The 19273-nt window shown below is 69.7% G+C and carries 16 protein-coding genes; 9 read left to right on the forward strand and 7 right to left on the reverse strand.

What is annotated here, in order from left to right; genetic code table 11:
- Positions 1-36: 36 nt before the first annotated feature.
- On the reverse strand, positions 37-2637 hold the full coding sequence (gene rph, locus ACQPZF_RS12035; RefSeq protein WP_433271306.1) for a rifamycin-inactivating phosphotransferase: 2601 nt from the start codon (positions 2635-2637) through the stop codon (positions 37-39).
- A 250-nt stretch (positions 2638-2887) separates the two neighbouring features.
- On the opposite strand from rph, the gene vanH reads away from it, so the two are divergent.
- The 3 genes from vanH to vanX are packed head-to-tail and all read left to right on the forward strand — an operon-like array spanning position 2888 to position 5477.
- Positions 2888-3844: a D-lactate dehydrogenase VanH gene (vanH, locus tag ACQPZF_RS12040; protein WP_433274532.1), complete on the forward strand. Its 957-nt coding sequence runs from the start codon at positions 2888-2890 to the stop codon at positions 3842-3844.
- Positions 3841-4872 carry a D-alanine--(R)-lactate ligase gene (vanA, locus tag ACQPZF_RS12045; RefSeq protein ID WP_433271309.1) on the forward strand — a complete coding sequence of 344 codons (1032 nt, stop codon included), beginning with the start codon at positions 3841-3843 and terminating at the stop codon, positions 4870-4872. The genes vanH and vanA overlap by 4 nt, the downstream gene beginning before the upstream one ends.
- Entirely contained in the window at positions 4869-5477 is a 609-nt protein-coding gene (gene vanX, locus ACQPZF_RS12050) for a D-Ala-D-Ala dipeptidase VanX (RefSeq protein WP_433271311.1), read from the forward strand. The genes vanA and vanX overlap by 4 nt, the downstream gene beginning before the upstream one ends.
- A 29-nt stretch (positions 5478-5506) precedes the next feature.
- On the opposite strand, the gene ACQPZF_RS12055 is transcribed toward vanX, so the two are convergent.
- Positions 5507-6676 carry a sensor histidine kinase gene (locus ACQPZF_RS12055; protein ID WP_433271313.1) on the reverse strand — a complete coding sequence of 390 codons (1170 nt, stop codon included), beginning with the start codon at positions 6674-6676 and terminating at the stop codon, positions 5507-5509.
- Positions 6669-7364, reverse strand: coding sequence for a response regulator transcription factor (locus ACQPZF_RS12060; protein ID WP_433271315.1), 696 nt, complete (start codon positions 7362-7364; stop codon positions 6669-6671). The genes ACQPZF_RS12055 and ACQPZF_RS12060 overlap by 8 nt, the downstream gene beginning before the upstream one ends.
- A 74-nt stretch (positions 7365-7438) precedes the next feature.
- On the opposite strand from ACQPZF_RS12060, the gene ACQPZF_RS12065 reads away from it, so the two are divergent.
- Complete coding sequence (locus ACQPZF_RS12065) at positions 7439-7984, forward strand: M15 family metallopeptidase (RefSeq protein ID WP_433271318.1); 546 nt, start codon at positions 7439-7441, stop codon at positions 7982-7984.
- A gap of 19 nt (positions 7985-8003) precedes the next feature.
- Here the strand turns inward: ACQPZF_RS12065 and ACQPZF_RS12070 are convergent, their stop codons facing one another.
- Both ACQPZF_RS12070 and ACQPZF_RS12075 read right to left on the reverse strand, forming a co-directional pair.
- The gene (locus ACQPZF_RS12070; protein ID WP_433271320.1) at positions 8004-9203 is read right to left on the reverse strand and encodes a Vgb family protein; all 1200 of its coding nucleotides are present in this window, start codon (positions 9201-9203) and stop codon (positions 8004-8006) included.
- A gap of 98 nt (positions 9204-9301) precedes the next feature.
- Positions 9302-10525 carry a PP2C family protein-serine/threonine phosphatase gene (locus ACQPZF_RS12075; protein ID WP_433271322.1) on the reverse strand — a complete coding sequence of 408 codons (1224 nt, stop codon included), beginning with the start codon at positions 10523-10525 and terminating at the stop codon, positions 9302-9304.
- A gap of 240 nt (positions 10526-10765) precedes the next feature.
- Here ACQPZF_RS12075 and ACQPZF_RS12080 point away from each other — a divergent pair, with 240 nt between their 5' ends.
- Both ACQPZF_RS12080 and ACQPZF_RS12085 read left to right on the forward strand, forming a co-directional pair.
- Positions 10766-11608, forward strand: a complete 843-nt coding sequence (locus ACQPZF_RS12080) for an MEDS domain-containing protein (RefSeq protein ID WP_433271324.1) — start codon at positions 10766-10768, stop codon at positions 11606-11608.
- Entirely contained in the window at positions 11605-12549 is a 945-nt protein-coding gene (locus tag ACQPZF_RS12085) for an anti-sigma factor RsbA family regulatory protein (protein WP_433271326.1), read from the forward strand. Before ACQPZF_RS12080 ends, ACQPZF_RS12085 begins: the two co-directional genes overlap by 4 nt.
- A 140-nt stretch (positions 12550-12689) precedes the next feature.
- On the opposite strand, the gene ACQPZF_RS12090 is transcribed toward ACQPZF_RS12085, so the two are convergent.
- Positions 12690-13691 (reverse strand): SGNH/GDSL hydrolase family protein, encoded by a 1002-nt coding sequence (locus tag ACQPZF_RS12090; RefSeq protein WP_433274534.1) that lies wholly within the window; start codon positions 13689-13691, stop codon positions 12690-12692.
- Positions 13692-14266: 575 nt separating this feature from the next.
- On the reverse strand, positions 14267-14842 hold the full coding sequence (locus ACQPZF_RS12095; RefSeq protein WP_433271328.1) for an RNA polymerase sigma factor: 576 nt from the start codon (positions 14840-14842) through the stop codon (positions 14267-14269).
- Positions 14843-14888: 46 nt separating this feature from the next.
- Here ACQPZF_RS12095 and ACQPZF_RS12100 point away from each other — a divergent pair, with 46 nt between their 5' ends.
- The 3 genes from ACQPZF_RS12100 (at position 14889) to ACQPZF_RS12110 (ending at position 19258) form a co-directional block, all read left to right on the forward strand.
- Positions 14889-16283, forward strand: coding sequence for a serine/threonine-protein kinase (locus ACQPZF_RS12100; protein ID WP_433271330.1), 1395 nt, complete (start codon positions 14889-14891; stop codon positions 16281-16283).
- A 77-nt stretch (positions 16284-16360) separates the two neighbouring features.
- Positions 16361-17779, forward strand: coding sequence for a peptidoglycan DD-metalloendopeptidase family protein (locus ACQPZF_RS12105; RefSeq protein WP_433271332.1), 1419 nt, complete (start codon positions 16361-16363; stop codon positions 17777-17779).
- Between the two features lie 270 nt (positions 17780-18049).
- A complete protein-coding gene (locus tag ACQPZF_RS12110; protein ID WP_433271334.1) occupies positions 18050-19258 on the forward strand; it encodes a sialidase family protein in 1209 nt (402 codons plus the stop codon).
- Positions 19259-19273: the final 15 nt, after the last annotated feature.

The following is a 19273-nucleotide window of genomic DNA, read 5'->3' on the forward strand; positions in this document are numbered from 1 at the left end:
CGCTCCCTGCTCTTCGGCTGGCTCGCGGTCGGTCGATCACGTCGCGGGGAGGATCTCGATGTGCCCGTCGGTTCCGTTCACCCGGATGCGCTGCCCGTCCTGGATCAGGCGGGTGGCGTGTTCGACCCCGACGACGGCCGGCAGCCCGTATTCCCGTGCGATCACCGCGCCATGGGTCATCAGGCCGCCGACCTCCGTCACCAGGCCCGCGATCGCCACGAACAGGGGTGACCAGCCGGGGTCCGTGTGCGCCGTGACCAGGATGTCGCCCGGTGCGAGGTCGGCTTCCGCCATGTCCAGGATGACCCGGGCCCGCCCTTCGACGGTCCCGGCGGACACCGGCAGGCCGACCAGCGCACCGGGCGGCAGGTCGTCGCGTCGGTACGTTCCGGCGACGGCCTCGCCCTCCGACGTGAGCACCCGGGGTGGCGTGAGCGCCTGGTATGTCCCGAACGCCTCCTTGCGCCGACGGATGAGCCCGTCGTCAACCCGGTTCGTCCGCACGACGTCCTGAAGTTCCTCCAGCCTCAGGAAGAAGATGTCCTCCTTCTCCCCGAGCACGCCGGCCCGGACGAGGCGCTCGGCCTCGTCCAGCAAGGCCTGCTTGTACAGGAAGTAGCGGCTGACCATGCCGTACTTCGGGTACTCCCGGTACCCGATGAAGGTCCGGACGCGATCGATCTTCCGCTTGGTCTCCTCGGCCTTCCGCTCCCCGTCCGGCAGGGCACGCAAGCGCTCCAGCAGTTCCTGTTCCTTCTTCCACGCCTCCTGCCGCCCTTGCTCGAAGCGGCGCTCACCGGCGCCCGGCTCGAAGTTCTTGATGTTGGCGAGGAGCAGGGGCAGGAGCGTGGTGGGGCGTTCGCTCCACCGCGGCCTCGTGATGTCGATCTCGCCGACGCAGCGCATGCCGTACTTGTCGAGGTAGGCGCGGATGGCGTCCCGCGCCGCCGGCCCGCCCGCGAGGTCGGCCAACTCGTCCAGGAAGCCCTCGTCCTCGACGTCGTGCAGGAAGGCGACGACTTCCGGGTGCGGGCGGATCACGTCCGCGACGTCGAGCAGCGCCAGCCCCATCTCCGACGTGACGTTGTGGGGTACGGACTGGGTGAGCGTGTCGGCCGCGTTCTTCTCGCCCAGCCACTCCTGCAGGTGCTCGTTGAGCCACCACGTCGTCTGCATCCCCGCCATGATCACCTGGTGGCTGCGCGGGTCGAACAGGACCCGCCGCAGCTCCTGGAGGTCCGCCAGGATGAAGTCCAGCAGCTCGGCTCCGGTCTTCGTCCGGATGTCGCGTTCCACCGCGGCGACGGAAGCCTCACTACGGCCGATCAGCTCGGTGACGAGGGTCGGATCGGTCTCGATCGTGGCCGGCGCGACGCCGGGGACCTGCCCGCCGGGGCCCTCGTCCGGGAAGGACGGGAGGAAGCCGTCGCGTTCGACCACGGTCCGCAGCGCGTCCCCGATCAGCGGGTCGGACTTCCCGGTGACCTCCAGGAGGCCGGCGCGGGTCGCGGGCGACGCCAGCATCCGGGTGACGTCGACGAACAGACGCCCGCCGGCCTCGGCCATGGGACGGGGGGTCGTCGACTGCCACAGGGAGAGCCCCAGGGGCTTCATGGGGTCGGTCATCATCTGCTGATGGCCGACGGAGACGTAGACGTGGTTCTCGCCGTCGTCGGTCTCGGGGATGGGGAACAGCGTGGTGATCGGCCGGCTCTGGACGACCTGGAAGCCGTCATCGTCCAGGCACCACTCGATGTCCTGGGGCCGGCCGAAGTGCGCTTCGATCCGCCGGCCGAGCCGCACGAGCTGCACGACCTGCGCATCCGTCAGCGCCGGCTGCTCCCGCAGCGCGGGCTCGATCGCCTGTTCCCGTGTTCCACCTCCCGGCGAGGCGTGGATGGCGAGCTGCTTGGTGGCGACCGCCTTGGCGACGATGTCGCCGTCGCGCACCCGGTAGCTGTCGGCGTTCACCAGGCCGGAGACCAGGGCCTCGCCGAGGCCGAAGCCGGCCTCCACGGAGGCGACCTTCCGGTTGGACGTGACCGGGTCGGCCGTGAACAGGACGCCGGCCGCGTGCGGGAAGACCATCCGCTGCACGACCACCGCCAGGTGGACCTCGCGGTGGTCGAAGCCGTTCCGCAGTCGGTAGGTCACGGCCCGCTCGGTGAACAGCGACGCCCAGCACCGGCTGACGTGCCGGAGGACCGCGGTCGGCCCCACGACGTTCAGGTACGTGTCCTGCTGGCCCGCGAAGGAAGCTGTGGGCAGGTCTTCCGCCGTCGCGCTCGATCGGACGGCGTAGGCGGCCCGTTCGCCGAGCCGCGTGAGCGCGCCGGTGATCGCCGCCGCCAGGTCGTCCGGGATGACGATCCGCTCCAGGGTCTGCCGGATCTCCGCGCTGCGCGTGCGAATCGCCTCCCGGTCGTCCGGGTTCAGGCGCGACAGCCGATCCAGCCGGTCGCCGAGCGACGGCGCGTCCTCCGTGATCCGCCGGAAGGCGTCCGTCGTCACGCAGAACCCGGCCGGCACGCGGATGCCCCCGATCCGTGAAAGCTCTCCCAGGTGCGCGCCCTTGCCGCCGACGACGGCGACCTGCGTCCGGTCGATCTCCCGGAGACCGAGCACGTAGCTGCCCATCCGTTCGCCTTCCCCGTCCACTCGGCGCGAACCACACCGGCGCTGCGCCCGATCCCTTGACGGACCGTAAGCACGCCCTCGACGCTACCGACCGGTAACATATCGTCCGCATATCGTAAACCACATACGTGCCGGCAACATCCCGCAGGTTTGACTGGAAGTCATGACGTCCCGCGAACCGGCACGTGCCGCGGCTCGCCGCCCCCGATCGCCGCTGCCCTGGTCTTCCTCGGCCGCTCCGACCAGGGGAATCACGGTCTACGGCTGCGAGCAGGACGAGGCCGTGCTGTTCCGCGAGTTGGCGCCGCGCTTCAACGTGGTGCCGACCATCACCGAGGCGGCGGTATCCGAAGCCAACGTCGAACTGGCCTCCGGGAACCGGTGCGTCAGCGTCGGCCATAAAGCTGAAATCACCAATGCCACTCTTCGCGCGCTCGGTCGGGCCGGCGTCACGTACATCTCCACCAGGAGCATCGGGTACAACCACATCGATGTGGAGTACGCGCGGAGCGTCGGCATCTTCGTGGGAAACGTCGCCTACTCGCCGGACAGCGTGGCCGACTACACGCTGATGCTGATGCTGATGGTGGTGCGACACGCGAAATCCGTCATCAGGCGTGCGGACGTCCATGATTACCGGCTGAATGAGGTGCGTGGGAAAGAACTGCGCGACCTGACCATCGGGGTGGTCGGCACCGGGCGCATCGGCGCTGCCGTCATGATCCGGCTGCGAGGTTTCGGCTGCCGCGTGCTGGCCTATGACAAGCGCCCCGGCACCTCCGCCGACTACGTCCCTCTCGATGAGTTGCTGCGGCGGAGCGACATCGTCACGCTGCACACCCCGCTCAACGAGGACACGCACCACCTCCTCGATGAGCGGCGTATCGCGCAGTTGAAGGACGGCGCGTACGTCATCAACACCGGACGCGGTGCACTCCTCGACACCGAAGCCCTGCTCCCCGCATTGGAAAGCGGCCGGTTGGGCGGCGCGGCGTTGGACGTCCTCGAAGGCGAGGAAGGAATCTTCTACGCCGACTGCCGGAACGAACCCATCGACCGCAAGCCCCTGTTGCGGCTGCAAAAGCTGTCGAACGTGATCATCACTCCGCACACCGCCTACTACACCGATCACGCCCTGCGCGACACCGTTGAGAACAGTCTTGTCAACTGCGTGAATTTCGACCTCGAAAGGCAACACTGGATATGAAGATCGGAATCATCTTCGGGGGCTCCTCCGAGGAGCATCCCGTCTCCGTCAAGTCCGCGCAGGAGGTTGCCAAGAACCTCGACACCGAGAAGTACGAGCCGTTCTGGATCGGGATCACGGAGACCGGCGACTGGCTGCTCTGCGACGGCCCCGACACCGGGTGGGAATACGGTGACTGCCGTCCGGTCGTGCTGTCACCGGACCGCGGTTCCCGCGGACTGCTCGTCCTGGAGCAGGGGAAGTACGAAGCGATCAGCCTGGACGTCGTGATGCCCGTCCTGCACGGCAAACTCGGCGAGGACGGCGCGATACAGGGTCTGCTGGAGCTCTCCGGCATCCCCTACGTCGGCTGCGACATCCAAAGCTCCGCCCTGTGCATGGACAAGTCCCTTGCCTACCTCGTCGCGGGCCACGCGGGAATCGCCACGCCGAAGTTCTGGACCGTCCCGGCGAACGAGCACCCCGATGCCGACCGGCTCACCTATCCCGTGTACGTCAAGCCGGCCCGTTCTGGGTCGTCTTTCGGCGTCACGAAGGTGTCCCGCAAAGAGGACCTGCCGAGTGCGGTGGAGGTCGCCCGGCAGTACGACTCGAAGGTGTTGATCGAAGAGGCCGTCGTCGCCAGTGAGGTCGGGTGTGCGGTACTGGGGAACGACCTGGAGCTGATCACCGGCGAGCCGGATCAGATCACGCTGTCCCACGGCCTCTTCCGGATCCATCAGGAGGACAACCCGGAAAGCGGTTCCGAGAACTCGACGGTGACCGTGCCCGCGGATATTCCGGCGGAGTCGCGCGCGCTCGTCCAGGAGACGGCGAAGACCATCTATCGCGCTCTGGGTTGCCGAGGGCTGGCGCGGGTGGACCTGTTCCTGAAGGAGGACGGCACGGTGGTCCTCAACGAGGTCAACACGCTGCCCGGCCTGACCTCGTACAGCCGTTACCCGAGGATGATGGCAGCCGCCGGGTTGCCGCTGGCCGACGTGATCGACCAGGTCGTGTCGCTGGCGTTGACCGGGAAAGCCCGATGAAAGACGATTTCGCCTACGTGGACGAGTTGGTGCCCGGCCTGCGCTGGGACGCCAAGTACGCCACCTGGGACAACTTCACCGGCAAACCTGTCGACGGGTACGCCGCGAATCGGATCGTCGGCACGAGGGTGTTGTGCGCGGCCCTGGAGAACGCGCGCGAGAAGGCCGCGTCCCTCGGCTTCGGCCTGCTGCTCTGGGACGGTTATCGCCCGCAACGGGCGGTCGATTGCTTCCTGCGCTGGTCACAACAGCCGGAGGACGGCCGGACGAAGTCGCGGCACTACCCGAACATCGACCGGGCCGAGATGTTCGAAAAAGGGTACGTGGCCGCCAAATCAGGTCACAGCCGGGGCAGCACGGTCGACTTGACGCTCTACCACCTGACGACCGGCGAACTTGCTCCGATGGGTGGTGGCCATGACCTGATGGACGAAATCTCCCATCATGGCGCATCCGGGGTCACCCAGGTCGAAGCGCGCAACCGGCAATATCTTCGTTCGGTGATGGAGGATTGCGGTTTCAATGCCTACGATTATGAGTGGTGGCATTACACGTTGAACGAGGAGCCTTATCCGGACACCTACTTCGACTTTCCCGTAGAATAAGTCAGGCCCACGTGAGGCGGCTGCTCCGGCTATTCTCCCGCGGGGCCGTGCGGCGGTTCCCCTGATCGTGACCTGGCAGTGTGCGGTGGCGCGGCGGGTAGTCGCACGGTGACGCGGAGCCCTCCGGCGGCCCGCGGGGCGAGGGTGAGCGTCCCATCGTGTGCTTGCGTGATGCTTCTGACGATCGCCAGGCCCAGGCCGACCCCCGCGTGGCTGTTGCGTATCCGTCCGGTGCCGCGCTGGAACGGCTCGACAATCGTGGAAACGAACTGCGTGCTGAGCTTCTCACCGGTGTTCTCGACGATGAGCACCACCGTCTTGGGCCGAAGGCTGGTGGTGACCCACACGGTGCCCTGCTCAGGCACGTTGTGGACGATCGCGTTGTGCACGAGGTTCGTCGTCATCTGCAGCAGGAGCGCGTGGGAGCCGATGGTGGGCGCGATGTCACCGGAGGTCTCGATGGTGAGGCCGCCTTTTTCCGCGAGCGGCAGCAGCGTTTCGGTGGCCTCTTCCGCGATGAGCGACAGGTCGACGTAGTCCCGGTTGAAGGACCGCTGGTTGGCGCGGCTGAGCAGGAGCATCGCTTCGGTCAGGTCGATCGCCCGGGTGTTGATGAAGTGGAGGCGGTCGACCAGTTCGCCGGTGTCGTGGTTCGAATCGTTGCGCGCCACGTCGAGCAGCGTCTGCGTGATCGCCAGCGGGGTGCGCAGTTCGTGGGAGGCGTTCGCCGCGAATCGCTGCTGCTCGGCGTCGTGTGCTTCGAGCCGCGCGAGCATGGCGTCGAAGGCGTCGGCGAGTTCGCGGAACTCGTCTCGGCGGCCTTCCATCTCGATCCGGTGGGAGAGCGACCCGTTCGCGACCAGGCGGGTGGCGTTCTTGATGCGGGTCAGCGGCGCGAGCATGCTGCCGGCCAGGATCCACCCTCCTCCGAGGCCGAAGACCAGCAGGAACGCCAGCACCGCGGCTGCCTTCGGCCCGAAGGCGCGCAGCAGGTCGGAGCGGTCGGGCACGAACGGCGGACCGAACGGCTCGAACGTCCCGGGCGGCGTGCTGGACGGCGGGAAGTAGATCACCTCGGGCACGTAGCGCAGCAGGAACACCCACACCGTGGCGAGCAGCAAGGCACCCGCGAGCATGAGGAACCCGGCATAGCTGAGGGTGAGTTTCAGGCGGACGCTCAATCCGGGCGCCCTATCCACGGCTCCCTCCGTCACGTCCGGCGGCGGGCCCTGCGTCGATGCGGTAGCCGGCGCCGGCCACGGTGGCGATGATCCACGGTTCCCCGAGGCGTTTGCGCAGTGCCGAGACGGTGATGCGCACGGCGTTGGTGAAGGGGTCGGCGTTCTCGTCCCACGCCCGCTCCAAGAGCTCCTCGGCGCTGACGACACCGCCTTCGGCGGCGACGAGGACATCGAGCACGGCGAACTGCTTCCTGGTCAGCGCGACGTAGCGGCCGTCCCGGTAGACCTCGCGGCGGAACGGGTCCAGCCGCAGACCCGCGATCTCCCGCACGGGTGGCCTGTTGTGCGCGCGCCTGCGGTCGAGTGCCCTGAGCCGGAGCACGAGTTCCCGGAGCGCGAACGGCTTGGTGAGGTAGTCGTCGGCGCCGAGTTCGAAACCGGAGGCCTTGTCGTCGAGGCGGTCGGCAGCGGTGAGCATCAGGATCGGCATGCCGCTACCGGAAGCGACGACGCTTTCGGCGACCTCGTCACCGGAAGGCCCGGGAATGTCCCGGTCGAGGACGATGATGTCGTAGGCGTTGACGCTCAACAGCTCCAGAGCGGTGTTGCCGTCACCTGCGATGTCGGCCGCGATCGCCGCCAGGCGCAGCCCGTCGCGGATGGCCTCCGCCATGTAGGGCTCGTCCTCGACGATCAACACACGCATGCCCTGATGCTACGAGCCGGCGCATATCGCCGGCCTATCGAAATCCACGTACGTGTCGGCAACACCGCGTTGCCTTGACTGACGGCATGACCTACCGCGAACGAGCACGAACCGCGGCCCACCCCACCGGACGGGTGGCGTCTTCCCCGGTCGTCCGGCACGCCCTCGGCAGGGCGCACGGCGCCGTCCCCGATCCCGTGACGGTTTTCGATGACGAGACCCCGGCCGTGGCGAACCTCGATCCGGAGTTGCTGCGCGCCCTGCGCCGAGCCGCGACCGATGCCGCGGACGACGGGGTCGAGTTCTTCGTCAATGGTGGCTGGCGTTCCCCGGAGTACCAGGAACAACTGTTGCGTGGGGCGGTTTCGAAGTACGGCTCGGAAGAGGAAGCGGCCCGATGGGTGGCCACCCCCGAAACGTCCGCTCACGTGTTGGGGGACGCGGTCGACATCGGACGCCTCGATGCCAGGGCGTGGCTGTCCGAGCACGGCGCGAGGTACGGGCTGTGCCAGATCTACCGCAACGAACCCTGGCACTACGAACTGCGCCCCGATGCCGTCGAGAACGGCTGCCCGCCCATGTACCCCGACCCTTCGCACGATCCACGGATGCGGCGGTGACTTCCCGAGCGGCACGGGGTCAGGTGGCGGTGATGTCCAGTCTGCCGATCTTGTTGGTGGTCAGGAGGCCGAACCAGACCGCGCCGGGTTGGTGGACGTTGATGTCGCAGGGGTAGGAGGCCGGCGAGGGCGTGCTCCACATCCGGGTTTCGCGGGTGGTGGGGTCGAACCGGGCGATCTGGTTGCCCAGTCCGACGGCCGCGGGGAAGCTCACCGAAAAGTAGATGTTGCCGTCGCTCGCCTCGGCGATGGGGCCGGGCATGGGCAGCGGGTTGCCGATGCTGCCGATGGGCAGGCCGTCGAGGATGCTGGTGAGCAGGCCGTTGACGCCGAGCAGGGGGTACTCGGTGATGTGGCCGGTGGTGGGGTTGATGCGGGCGATCTTCATGCCGAGTGCTTCGCCGACCCAGATGGTGCCGTCGGCGGCGGTGCGCACGCCGACCGGGAACGAGGCCGGGGTGGGCATCGTGTACTGGGTGAACCGGTGGGTGTCCACGTCCAGGGTGGCGACCTTGTTTAGCTGGGGCAGGTCGAACACCACGGTGCGGCCGGGGCCCGGTTTGATGATCCCGAACAGCGCGCCGACCTGGCCCAGGATCTCGCCCGGCACGGGGTGCTTGCTCCACGCCCCGGTCGCCGGGTCGTACCGGCCGATCGAGTCCAGTCCGCCGAGCGTGAACCACAGGGCGTCGTCCGGTCCCAACGCGATGTCGTTGGCCAACCCGAGGCCGGTGTGCAGCGGGATGTCCAACGGCCGGGTGTTGAGCGCGTTGGCCCACGGCAGCGGGAACTCGGTCATGCCGCCGTCGTCGGTGTCGACGCGGAGCAGGCTGTTCCCGGTCACCTGCGGCATCCAGAGGTCGCCGGCCGGGTCCAGGTCCATGCCGCCGGGCACGGACAGCGGCATGGGGGTGGAGTAGTTGGCGAACTGCCCGGTGCCGGGGTCGAACCGGGCGACCTGGCTGCTCAGGTACTGCTCGACCCAGAGCGCTCCGCGGTGGTCGAACTCGACCTCGCACACGCCGCCGACGGGGATGGCCGAGGGGACCGGGCCGTACTCGGTGATCGGCGTCCCGACCGCGGTGGCGGCGGGAGCCGGGCCGTACTCGGTGATCGGCGTCCCGACCGCGGTGGCGGTGGGAGCCGGCGCCAGCGCCGACGCGGCAAGAACCGCGGCGACGAGTCGCAGCCGTGGCCGCCCGCGCGGTGTAGACCTCATGATTCCACTCCCGAGATCGCCCCACGGCGATGCTAGGGCTTCGTGTCCCGGTGCTGCGATCACTCCAACAGGTGACGGGAACGGGCGGTGGTCGTCGGTCAGGACCGGTCGGTCGCGGGGCTGTGCCGGATGGTCAGCAGGGCGATGTCGTCGTCGGCCGGTCGGTCGCCGACGAGGGCCGCCATGATCCGGGCACAGGCCGCTTCCGGCGCGGTCGAGGACGCGACCTGCCGGAGCTCCTCCAGCCGGCTGTCCAGGTCCAGCCCGCGGCGCTCCACCAGCCCGTCGGTGTACAGGGTGACCAGCGCGCCGGGCGGCAGGTCGACCCCGGTGCTCCGGCGGCCGGTGACGCCCAGGTGGTAGCCGATCGGCGGGCCGAGCTCGGTGTCGACGAAGCCGGTCGCCCGCCCCGGCACGGCGAGCGCGGGCGGCGGGTGGCCGGCTCGGGCGAGTTCCATGCGGGAGGTCGCCAGGTCGATGACCGCGTAGGCGACCGTGGCCATGCTGCGGGCCTCGAAGTGGCTGGCCTTGCGGTCGAGCTTGCCGAGCACTTCCGCCGGGTCGGCGAACTCCAGGGCGTAGGCGCGCAGCGCGCTGCGCAGCCGTCCCATGACGATCGCGGCCGGCAGCCCGTTGCCCACCACGTCGCCGATGACCAGGCCGATGCGCCGGTCGGGCAGCTCGAAGACGTCGTACCAGTCGCCGCCGACCCCGCTGTCGGTGCCGGGGACGTAGCGGGCGGCCATCTCCCAGCCCTCGGCGGCGGGCAGGTGGCTGGGCAGGAGGCTGTCCTGGAGCATGGTGGCGGCGGCCCGCTCGGAACGCGCCCGGTGCACGTGCGCCGCCATCGCCAGCCGGTCGGCCACCAGTTGCAGCAGCTCGACCTCCTCGTCGGTGAACCGGCGAGCGGTGGTGCTGCCGACGTGCAGCACCCCGGTCAGGTCACCCTGGGCCACCATCGGGACGCCCAGCAGGGTCCGCAGCCCCCGTTGCCACAGCAGGGGGTTGATCACGGTGGACTCGTCGACGTGGGTGATCTGCACCGGTTCCCGGCGCTGCGCCACCTGCCCGGCGAAGCCCACGCCCACCGGTACCCGGACGCCCTGGAAGACCTCTTCCTCCAAGCCGGAAGCAGCCTTGGCCACCAGGTGCTCGCCGTCCGCGTCGGTCAGCAGGACGGTCGCGGTGTCCACCGCGAACAGGTCGCGCACCTGCCACAGCAGCACTTCGAGGACCTTGTCCAGGTCGAGTTCCCGGAGCGCGCTGTCGGTGACCGCCTCCAACACCCGCAGCCGCGTTCTCACGCTCTCCGGATCGCCCATCCGCCATCCCGTCCACGTCCTGGTCGCGTACACCGAGTGGACGGCACGAGTGCGTGACGAATCCCAGGTGAGTCGGTGTCGGTCGAGCCAGGATACCCGGAGCGACCGTGCGGCACACCGAGGTCCGCTTCCCGCCGTACCCTTCGCCGGCTGCCCCAGGTACCGTCTCACCTGGGGATGCGTCGACGGCACGCGCCCGTCCGCGGCCGTGGTGCCGCGAGGAGCGTCGAGGTGGTGGGCATGCGCCGGTCCGGAGTGGTGGGCCACGTGCGTGGGTTCGGGGCGCACGACCACGTGTGCTGGCGGTACCACGACGCGCGCGAGTTCCGCGACCAGGCCCGCGGGTTCCTGTCCGAAGGGCTCGCCCTGGGGCACCGGGTCCGCTACCTCGGCACCGGCGACGCAGACGCCCTGGTCGGGCACCTGGACGGGGTGGCGGGGCTCGCCGAGGCGTTGCGCACCGGCGCCGCGCAGGTCGTGTCGCTGGACACCACCCACCCGGTCGGCACGGTGATCGAGCCCGCCGCGCAGGTGCGCGCCTACGCCGAGGAGACCGAGGCGGCCCTGGCCGCCGGGTTCACCGGTCTGCGCGTCGTCGCCGACTGCACGTCGATGGTGCGCACGCCCGAACAGCTCGTGGCCTTCTCCCGCTACGAGCACCAGATCGACCACTACATGGCCGACCGGCCGTTCTCGGCGATGTGCGCCTACTCCGACGCGGAGGTGGACGAGCAGGCGTTCGCGCAGGTCGCCTGCATGCACCCGAGCACCAACACGGCCTATCCCGGCTTCCGCCTGCACGCCGCCGGTGACCGGGTCACCGTCCTGGGCGGCGAGGTGGACCAGTCCGCCGGTGACCTGTTCGCCGTCGCGCTGCGGCGGGCCGACCCTCGCCCCCACGAGGGGCGGCTGGTGTTCGACGCCACCGACCTCACCTTCCTCGACCACTGCAACCTGCTGCGCCTGGCCCGGCACGCCGCCGACCGCGACGCGTCCGTCGTGTTGCGCACGTCCTGGCCCGGCGTGGCCACGCTGGTGGAATTGCTCGACCTCGCCAACGTCCGAGTGGAGCGTGCCGCGTGACGATCACCGACATCCCGGCGTTGGGTGACTTCGTCCACCCCGCGGTGTTCTACGCCTCCGACGAGGAGTACCTGGAACTGCTCGTCCCCTTCGTCACCGAAGGCCTGGAGCGGGGCCACCCGGTCGCGGCGTCCGTGCCGGGCAAGCGGCTGCGGCTGCTGCGCGACGCCCTCGGCGACGCGGCGGACGGCGTGCTGCTGCTCGACATGGAGGTCGAGGGCCGCAACCCCGGCCGGATCATCCCCGCCGTGCTGCGCCGGTTCGCCGACCGCCACCCCGGAACGCACGTCCGCATCATCGGCGAGCCGATCTGGGTCGGGCGCACGGATGTCGAGTACCCCGCGTGCGCCCAGCACGAGGCGTTGATCAACCTCGCCTTCGCCGGCCGCGACGTCACCATCGCCTGCCCCTACGACACCGCCTCGCTGGAAGAGCACGTCGTAGCCGACGCGCTGGCCACCCATCCGCTGGTGTGGGAGACCACCCGCCGCTACGACAGCGACCACTACGCCCCCGACGCCGTCGTCAACCGCTACAACCAGTCCCTCGACACCGCACCCGACGCCGCCGTGCTCCAGGTCGCCGGCACCGTCGGCATCCGCGAAGCCCGCCGGCTCGCCACCCGGCAGGCGCGGCACTGGCACCTGCCCTCGGAACGGGTGGCCGACCTGGAGCTGATCACCACCGAACTGGTGGCCAACGGCCTCCGGCACACCGGCGGCGGCTGCCTGCTGAGCTTCTGGCAGGACGGCACCCACCTCGTCTGCACGGTCCAGGACAGCGGCCACCTGACCGACCCGCTCGCCGGCCGCCGACCGGCCACTCCCGAACAGGAGAGCGGTCGCGGCCTGCTGGTGGTCAACCAACTCGCCGACCTCGTCCGCACCCACACCACCCCGCACGGCACGACCACGCACGCCTTCCTGCGCATCACCCGCTAGGTCCGGCGGCCCGCGCCTCGACGTGGTGAGCAGGATCGCCCGACGCCGTGACTACGCGGGAGCCGGCACGATGCGGCAGCGGGTGCGGGTTCAGGCCCGGCTGCCACTGTCGATCATGGGCCCGGTGGGGACGCGGGAGGTCATCGGCGGAGGGCGCCCTGGAGGGCGGCGGTGACGTGCTGGGCCTGGAGGTCGCGGCCGTGGGTGTTGGGGTGCAGGTACCAGGGCAGGTTCTGCTCGCCCAGCTTGACCTGGGAGAGCTCGAACAGGCCGCCGATGCCGCGGTCGTCCCCGTCACAGGCGGTGTGGTCGCCGGTGACCGCGTAGAGGTCGACGAACGCGGCGTTGCCCTCGGCGGCCTTGGTCCGCATCAGGTCGTTGAGCCGTTCCTGGACCTTGTCGAACACGAGCAGGGCGTCGATCTGGATGTCGGCCAGGGGCTTCTCGGTCTGCCCGGGTGCGGGGACCTGGCACTTGGCGATGTCGGCGGGCACGATCCGCGGGTAGCCGACCAGCACGGCCTTGGCCTCGGGTGAGAGGCGGCCGATCTGGTTGAACAGCTCCGCCAGCTCCCCGTCGGCCTTCTCGAACAGCTTGTCGAGCAGCTCCTTGCCGTCGCCCTGGGAGAAGTAGACGGCGCACCGGGCGGCGGGCTCGGCACCGTCGAACGGCGCGCCGGGCAGCAACTGGCCCTCGTCGCGCAGCTTCTGGGAGCACTGCTTGAGGATGCTGGAGAACCCGAGGGTGTTGCCCCCGATGCTGCCGACGACCAGCTCGGTGTCCGTGCCCAGGGCTTCCTGCTGCGGCGGCCTGGTCAGGTTGGTCGGTGGCAGGGGCTGTCCGGTCCAGAAGTGCTCGATCAACGCGCCGCCGCAGGACCGGTCGGAGGCGACGTCGAGCGCGCTGCCCTGCTCGGCTAGTTGTCGCACCACCACCGCGGGGTAGTTCTCCCTGGCACGGAAGCAGAGGAGTTCCTCGATCTCCTCGTGGAAGGGTGCGATGCCGAAGTTGGCGGTGTAGGAGTCGCCGAAGAACACCGTCGACACCGCCTCGTCCCCGGGCGTGTGCTCCGCTGCGGCGGGCACGACGGACCCCGCACACACCACCACGACCACTGACGTCACGAGCAGGCCCCGCATCATCGTTGTCACCACTGTGTCCTTTCGCCGGATTGGTCGCCGCCGTCATCCCTGCCGCCCACCGCGTGCGGGGGCGCGACCGAGAGGCCCCGTCCGACCGGGCGGGGCCGTGCGTTGGTCTGCTGTGGTCACGCGGGGGAGCGTGCCGGTCTTGTCCGGTTCGTCGATGGCGGCGGCGTTCGCCTTTCGTTTCGGGAACCTAGGCGCGATCGCCGCCGGCGGAAGCGGATGCCACCCGATCGTGCGGCGGGAAGTCGGCCTCGGTCCGGACTCGGGGAGAACCGAGAGCCACCGGACGTCCGGCGCGAACTCGACTGTCGGGTGCCGGACGGGTACTCGTCCGCGACCCCGATCGGAGCGAACGGCACAGCCCGTGCTCGCCCGCGCCTGCTCTCACCGTCCGGTCGTGGGTGTCTCACTCGCGCAGGCGGTTTTCCGCGGTCCGCGGTGGGAGGGGGCGTTGGCCGGCCGACCGCACGCTGCCGGACCCGGGTGACGCGCCGGCCGGCGGCTGTCGGTGAGGTGCGTTGTCGGTGAGGTGCGGTGTCAGCGAGGTGCGCTGTCGGTGAGGCGCGGTGTCAGCGAGGTGCGCTGTCGGTGAGGCGCAGCCGCACGAACTTGCGTGCCTCGTGGATGCGGAACCGTGCCGTGCTCACCGGTATCGCCAGCCGTTCGGCGATGTCGGCGTATTCCAGGTCGGCGATGTCGCGGAGGACGAACGCCGCCGCCAGGTCGGCGTTGTGCTGTTCGAGCCGCTCGATCGCGTCGAGCAGGTCGATCCGCGCGCCCGCGACAACGCTGGTGGTCCGGGGGTCCGGCCGTTGCGCCAAGACCTCGGCGGGGGCGGCCTCGTCGGCGCGCCGCCGCAGGGCGCGATAGGTGTCCCGCACGCAGTTGGCCACCACGACGTGCAACCACGTGGTGAACGCCGACCTGCCTTCGAAGCTCCCGACGGCGCGGGCCACCTGCAACAAGACGTCCTGGCAGGCTTCCTCGGCGTCGACGCGGTAGAGCAGCATCGCACCGCACCGGCGCAGCACAGCGGGCCGAATCCGCCGTAGCAACGAGTCCAGCGCGCGCTGGTCCCCTGCCGCGGCCCGCGCGGCGAGGTCGTCCAGGGTCTCGACGGGCTCGTCCTCCACCGGAGTGGTCACGCCCGCAACCTCCATTTGCTCGCCGTGACTGGGCCATGATAGGGCGGTGGGCAGACCGACGGCGATCGGCCGATACCCCGTCCGGCGGTTGCTGGGGGCCGGCGGGTTCGCCGTCGTGTGGCTGGCCGACGACGAGCGCCTGGACGACCAGGTGGCGATCAAGGTGCTCGCCGAGAACTGGGCCGAGCGGCTCGATGTGCGGCAACGGTTCGAACGGGAGGCCCAGGCGCTGCGCCGGGCACGGTCGCACCGGGTCATCGAGGTGTTCGACATCGGCGAGTTGCCCGACGGGCGGCCGTACTTCGTGATGACCTACGCCGACCGCGGCAGCCTCGCCGACCTGCTGGCGGACGGCCCGCTGCCGGTGGAGGAGGCGCTGCGGCACGGCGCGGAACTCGCGCGGGGTGCGGCCGACCTGCACGCCGCGGGCCTGCTGCACCGCGACATCAAACCGTCGAACGTCCTGTTCCGCTCGACGGCGGGCCGGCCCCGCCCGCTGATCGCGGATCTGGGGCTGTCCCGTGACCTGGCAAGGGGATCGCGGTTCACCTTGGCCGCCGGAACGCTCGGGTACATGGCGCCGGAGCAGGACGACCCGGACGGCGTCATCGACGAGCGGGTCGACGTGTTCGGTGTCGGCGCCACGGTGTACCACGCGCTGACCGGCCGTGCCCCGGACGAAGAGGTCGTCGCGCCGAGCACCCTGCGCTCCGGCTTGCCGGACGGGACCGACGCGGTGCTGCTGCGCGCCTTGGCGGCCGACCCGCGGCTGCGCTGGCCCACCGCGAACGACCTCGCGACCGCCTTGGACGAACTCGCCGTGAACACCCCTGCCGAGCCACCGCGCGGACGCCCGCGAACGTCTGCGGCTGTGACAGCGGCTCTGCTCGGCGTGCTCGTGCTGGTCGGCGTGGCGGTGACGCAGTGGCCGCGATGGCAGTCGCACAACGCGAGCACCGCGAGTGCCGAGGCCCGTTCGACGTCAGCCGCCCAGGCCTCGTCCCCGGTGAGCGCGCCCAAGCCGCCGGCCGGTCTGCCCAACTGCCGGCACAGCGAGGGCAACGGCGATGTCGTGTCGGCGAACTACGTGCGCGACACCACCAGGCCCGAAGTCATCTTCGCGTCGGTGCAACTGTGCCGCGACGCCGCCCGGCGGTACTGGGTCTACCTGGTGCTGCACGCGCCGCTGGACGACGGCCGGTGGGCCAACGGCTACCTGGAACGCTGGGCCGACGACCGGCCCGACGCGCCGGTCACGTGCGCGAACCCCGGCGGCGGGGCCACCGGCCACGTCCTCCCGGGCCGGACCCAGTGCTGGAGCCCCAAGGTCGACGGCGCCGACAGCCGCTACACGTTCCTGGCCAACGCTCAAGTGTGCACAGGCGCTTACGACGACGTCGCGAACTGCTACGGCGAGGGCCGGACCGCCCGCAAACGTTGACGTTATCAGCTCGTTACTGACAGACGTGCCGCGGCGGCCATCCCATCTCGGTCAATTTCCGACTGGATGGGGACAAGATGAAGATCACGCGCGGATTCCGATTAGCGGGTCTGACGATCGTCCTGCTGCTCGCGTCGTCGGCGACGACCTGGCTGCCGGTCGCCCAGGCGGCGGCGCCGAACCTGGAGTTGCCGTTCGTCTGCGGGACTTCGTGGACGGGCAACTCGAAGGCGAGCAGCGCTCACCGCAACTACGAGATCGACTTCAACCGGGCAGACGGCGGGCAGGACCTCGGCAAGCCGGTGCTCGCCGCCGCCGCGGGCAGGATCAGAGAGGAGGGAGGCGCCTCGTCGGCGTACGGGAACTATCTGGAGATCGACCACGGGGACGGCTACTCGACCCTGTACGCACACCTGAACACCAAGGAAGCGCACCTCGGCGACACCGTGGGACAGGGCGAGCAGATCGGCACCGTCGGCAACACCGACGGCAGCGCCGTCGCCATCTCGCCGCACCTGCACTTCGAGTTCCGGAACCGGGGAAGTGGCCAGAACTACCCGGACTACATCCGCCCGGCCTCGTTCCACGGCGACCCGTTCGACTACGCGAGCGGTGTGGAGACCTACACCAGCCAGAACTGCGGCAGCACGTCACCGGTCGAGCGTTCGGGCGTCGCCGTGGTGTCCCGTGCCGCGGGCCAACTGGACGTGTTCGCCCGGGACGACGACAACTCGTTCCTGCACAAGCACTTCAACGGCCAGTCGTGGTCGCCGTGGATCGAACTCGGCGGCCAGTTCCGCTCGAACCCCGCCGCCAACTCCGGCGCCGGCCGGATCGACCTCGTCGGGGTCGGTGGCAACGGGACGCTGTGGCACAAGCGGTGGACCAGCACCGGCGGCTGGACCGCCTGGCACGACAACGGTGGGGGCCAGATCCAGTGGACCCCCGCGCTCACCTCACGCGGTGGGAACACCCTCGACGCCTTCTCGGTCAACACCAGCGAGCAGGTCGTGCACCGCTACTTCAACGGGACGAGCTGGAGTGCGTGGGTGAACCTGCAAGGCAGCGCCACAGCACCTCCCGCGGCGGTGGCGTTGGGCAACGACCGGCTGAACGTGCTCATGCGCGACGGCAGTGGCACGCTGGCGACGAGGATGTGGACCAGTGACCATGGTTGGTTCGGCTGGGTCGACCGCGGCGAGCGGATCTTCGGTCAGCCTGCGGTGAGCCACCGTTCGGATCAGCTCATGGACGTGTTCGTCCGCGACGATGGCGACAAGAGCCTCATGCACTCCGCCTCGACCAACGCCGGAACGAGCTTCAGCGCGTTCGTCGACCTCGGCGGCGGCGCCATGACCAGCGCACCCGCCGCCGTCTCCTGGGCCGGCAACCGCATCGACGTGTTCGCCCGTGCGGCCAACGGCCACCTGTACCAACGGATCTGGACCGCAACACACGGTTGGTACGACTACGTCGACATCGGCACCGTCGGCTGACCAGCCCCGTCGAGCCGGGAAGGCCCAGGAGCGCTCCGCGGCCTTCCCGGCTTCGTCCGCCATCACCGAAGACCAAGGGACACAACGATGACGCAGGGCCGCACCAGGACATCCGCCGGATCGGTCGCAGTGCTGACGCTCCTCGTGGCGGCCCTTGCCACGAGCCCCGCGCGGACACGTGCCGCCCCTCCGTCGACCGTCGCCACGAGTACGCCGCACGTCGGTCCGGTCGTGGTCGAGCCGGCGGATCCGACCTACTCGTATCGTTCGATGCCTGCGCTGCAACACATCCGCTGGACCGACCGGTCCGGCCACGAGCACGGGAGGCTCGTCCGCAGCTTCCAGATCAGCGGGGACGACGGATCGCTCAAGACCCGCGTCCAGTACCACGTCGGCGGCGGCGCGAGCGTGGCCGACCCGAGCAACTGGCGGCCGGCACTGGACGCCACGACCGGGCGGGAACTGTTGCACACCACGGACTACGCGAAGGTGAACAACGTCTTCCGATCAACCGACGGACACACCGTCGCCATCGATGAGAAGGCCCAAAAGGACGCGACGGGGCGTTACGTCCTGCGTCGATCGTCCACCGACGGCGGCGTGAGCTGGTCATCGACTCGCGCACCCATCGACACGACAGGCGCCACTGTCGACCCCGGTGCGGTGGGACGGGTGTTCCAGCGGGTGATCAGGCTGCCCGGCGATGGGTCGCTGGTGACGCCGTTCTACGCCGCCCACGCCAGGATCGGCGACAACTACCTGAGCGCGTCGCACCTCCTCGTCAGCACCACGGAGGGGAGGAGTTGGTCGTGGGCGGCGACCGTGTTCAAGTCGGACACCAACACCTACAGCGAGTCCTCGGTCACCCGCCGAGCCGACGGCCGACTGGTCGTGGTCGCACGGTACGACGTGGTGCAGAACGGGAACCGCTATGCCAGGCTCGCGTCCCGGACCACCCACGCGGCGGTCGACGACGCGGCTTCACTCCGCGCCGCCACCTGGGGCCCCTGGACGGCGGTGAAGGTCCCGGGCGCCGCCGATCCCCATGCGGCCCAAGGAGTCGCCCCGGTTCTGCACACGATGGACAACGGTGTGCTCTTGCTGGCCTTCGGCCGGCCAGGGAACAAGATCACTGCCAGCCACGACGGCGGAGCGACCTGGGGTGCGGCGCACGACCTCTACGACAACATCCCGACATCCGGCTGCACCAAGGGTTTTCCCACGTCCATCGGCTATTTCCCGTGCTCGTCGCTCGGCTCCAGCGGATACCTGGGCGTGGCCGTGACGGACGGCCGGACCGCGTACGTCATGGGCGACAACTGCCACACCAACTGGGGCTGCGCCGGTGACTACCGGTATCCGCACGGCCGCGACGCCAAATTGTGGTACAGCACCGTGGTTTTCGAGGACATTCGGATAGCGCCGCTGTACGGACGAGCCTGCCCAACCGAATGTGCGAACCTCCTCGGTAGCGCTTGAGCGGCCTGTTCGGAA

The organism is Actinosynnema sp. CS-041913 (assembly GCF_050942485.1).
In the GTDB taxonomy this organism is placed as follows: Bacteria; Actinomycetota; Actinomycetes; order Mycobacteriales; family Pseudonocardiaceae; genus Actinosynnema.

Bases quoted from the DNA above. Each gene is read 5' to 3' on its own strand.
- rph (WP_433271306.1), bottom strand. From the start codon at position 2,637: ATGGGCAGCTACGTGCTCGGTCTCCGGGAGATCGACCGGACGCAGGTC.
- vanA (WP_433271309.1), top strand. From the start codon at position 3,841: ATGAAGATCGGAATCATCTTCGGGGGCTCCTCCGAGGAGCATCCCGTC.
- vanX (WP_433271311.1), top strand. From the start codon at position 4,869: ATGAAAGACGATTTCGCCTACGTGGACGAGTTGGTGCCCGGCCTGCGC.
- ACQPZF_RS12060 (WP_433271315.1), bottom strand. From the start codon at position 7,364: ATGCGTGTGTTGATCGTCGAGGACGAGCCCTACATGGCGGAGGCCATC.
- ACQPZF_RS12070 (WP_433271320.1), bottom strand. From the start codon at position 9,203: ATGAGGTCTACACCGCGCGGGCGGCCACGGCTGCGACTCGTCGCCGCG.
- ACQPZF_RS12075 (WP_433271322.1), bottom strand. From the start codon at position 10,525: ATGGGCGATCCGGAGAGCGTGAGAACGCGGCTGCGGGTGTTGGAGGCG.
- ACQPZF_RS12080 (WP_433271324.1), top strand. From the start codon at position 10,766: ATGCGCCGGTCCGGAGTGGTGGGCCACGTGCGTGGGTTCGGGGCGCAC.
- ACQPZF_RS12090 (WP_433274534.1), bottom strand. From the start codon at position 13,691: ATGATGCGGGGCCTGCTCGTGACGTCAGTGGTCGTGGTGGTGTGTGCG.
- ACQPZF_RS12105 (WP_433271332.1), top strand. From the start codon at position 16,361: ATGAAGATCACGCGCGGATTCCGATTAGCGGGTCTGACGATCGTCCTG.
- ACQPZF_RS12110 (WP_433271334.1), top strand. From the start codon at position 18,050: ATGCCTGCGCTGCAACACATCCGCTGGACCGACCGGTCCGGCCACGAG.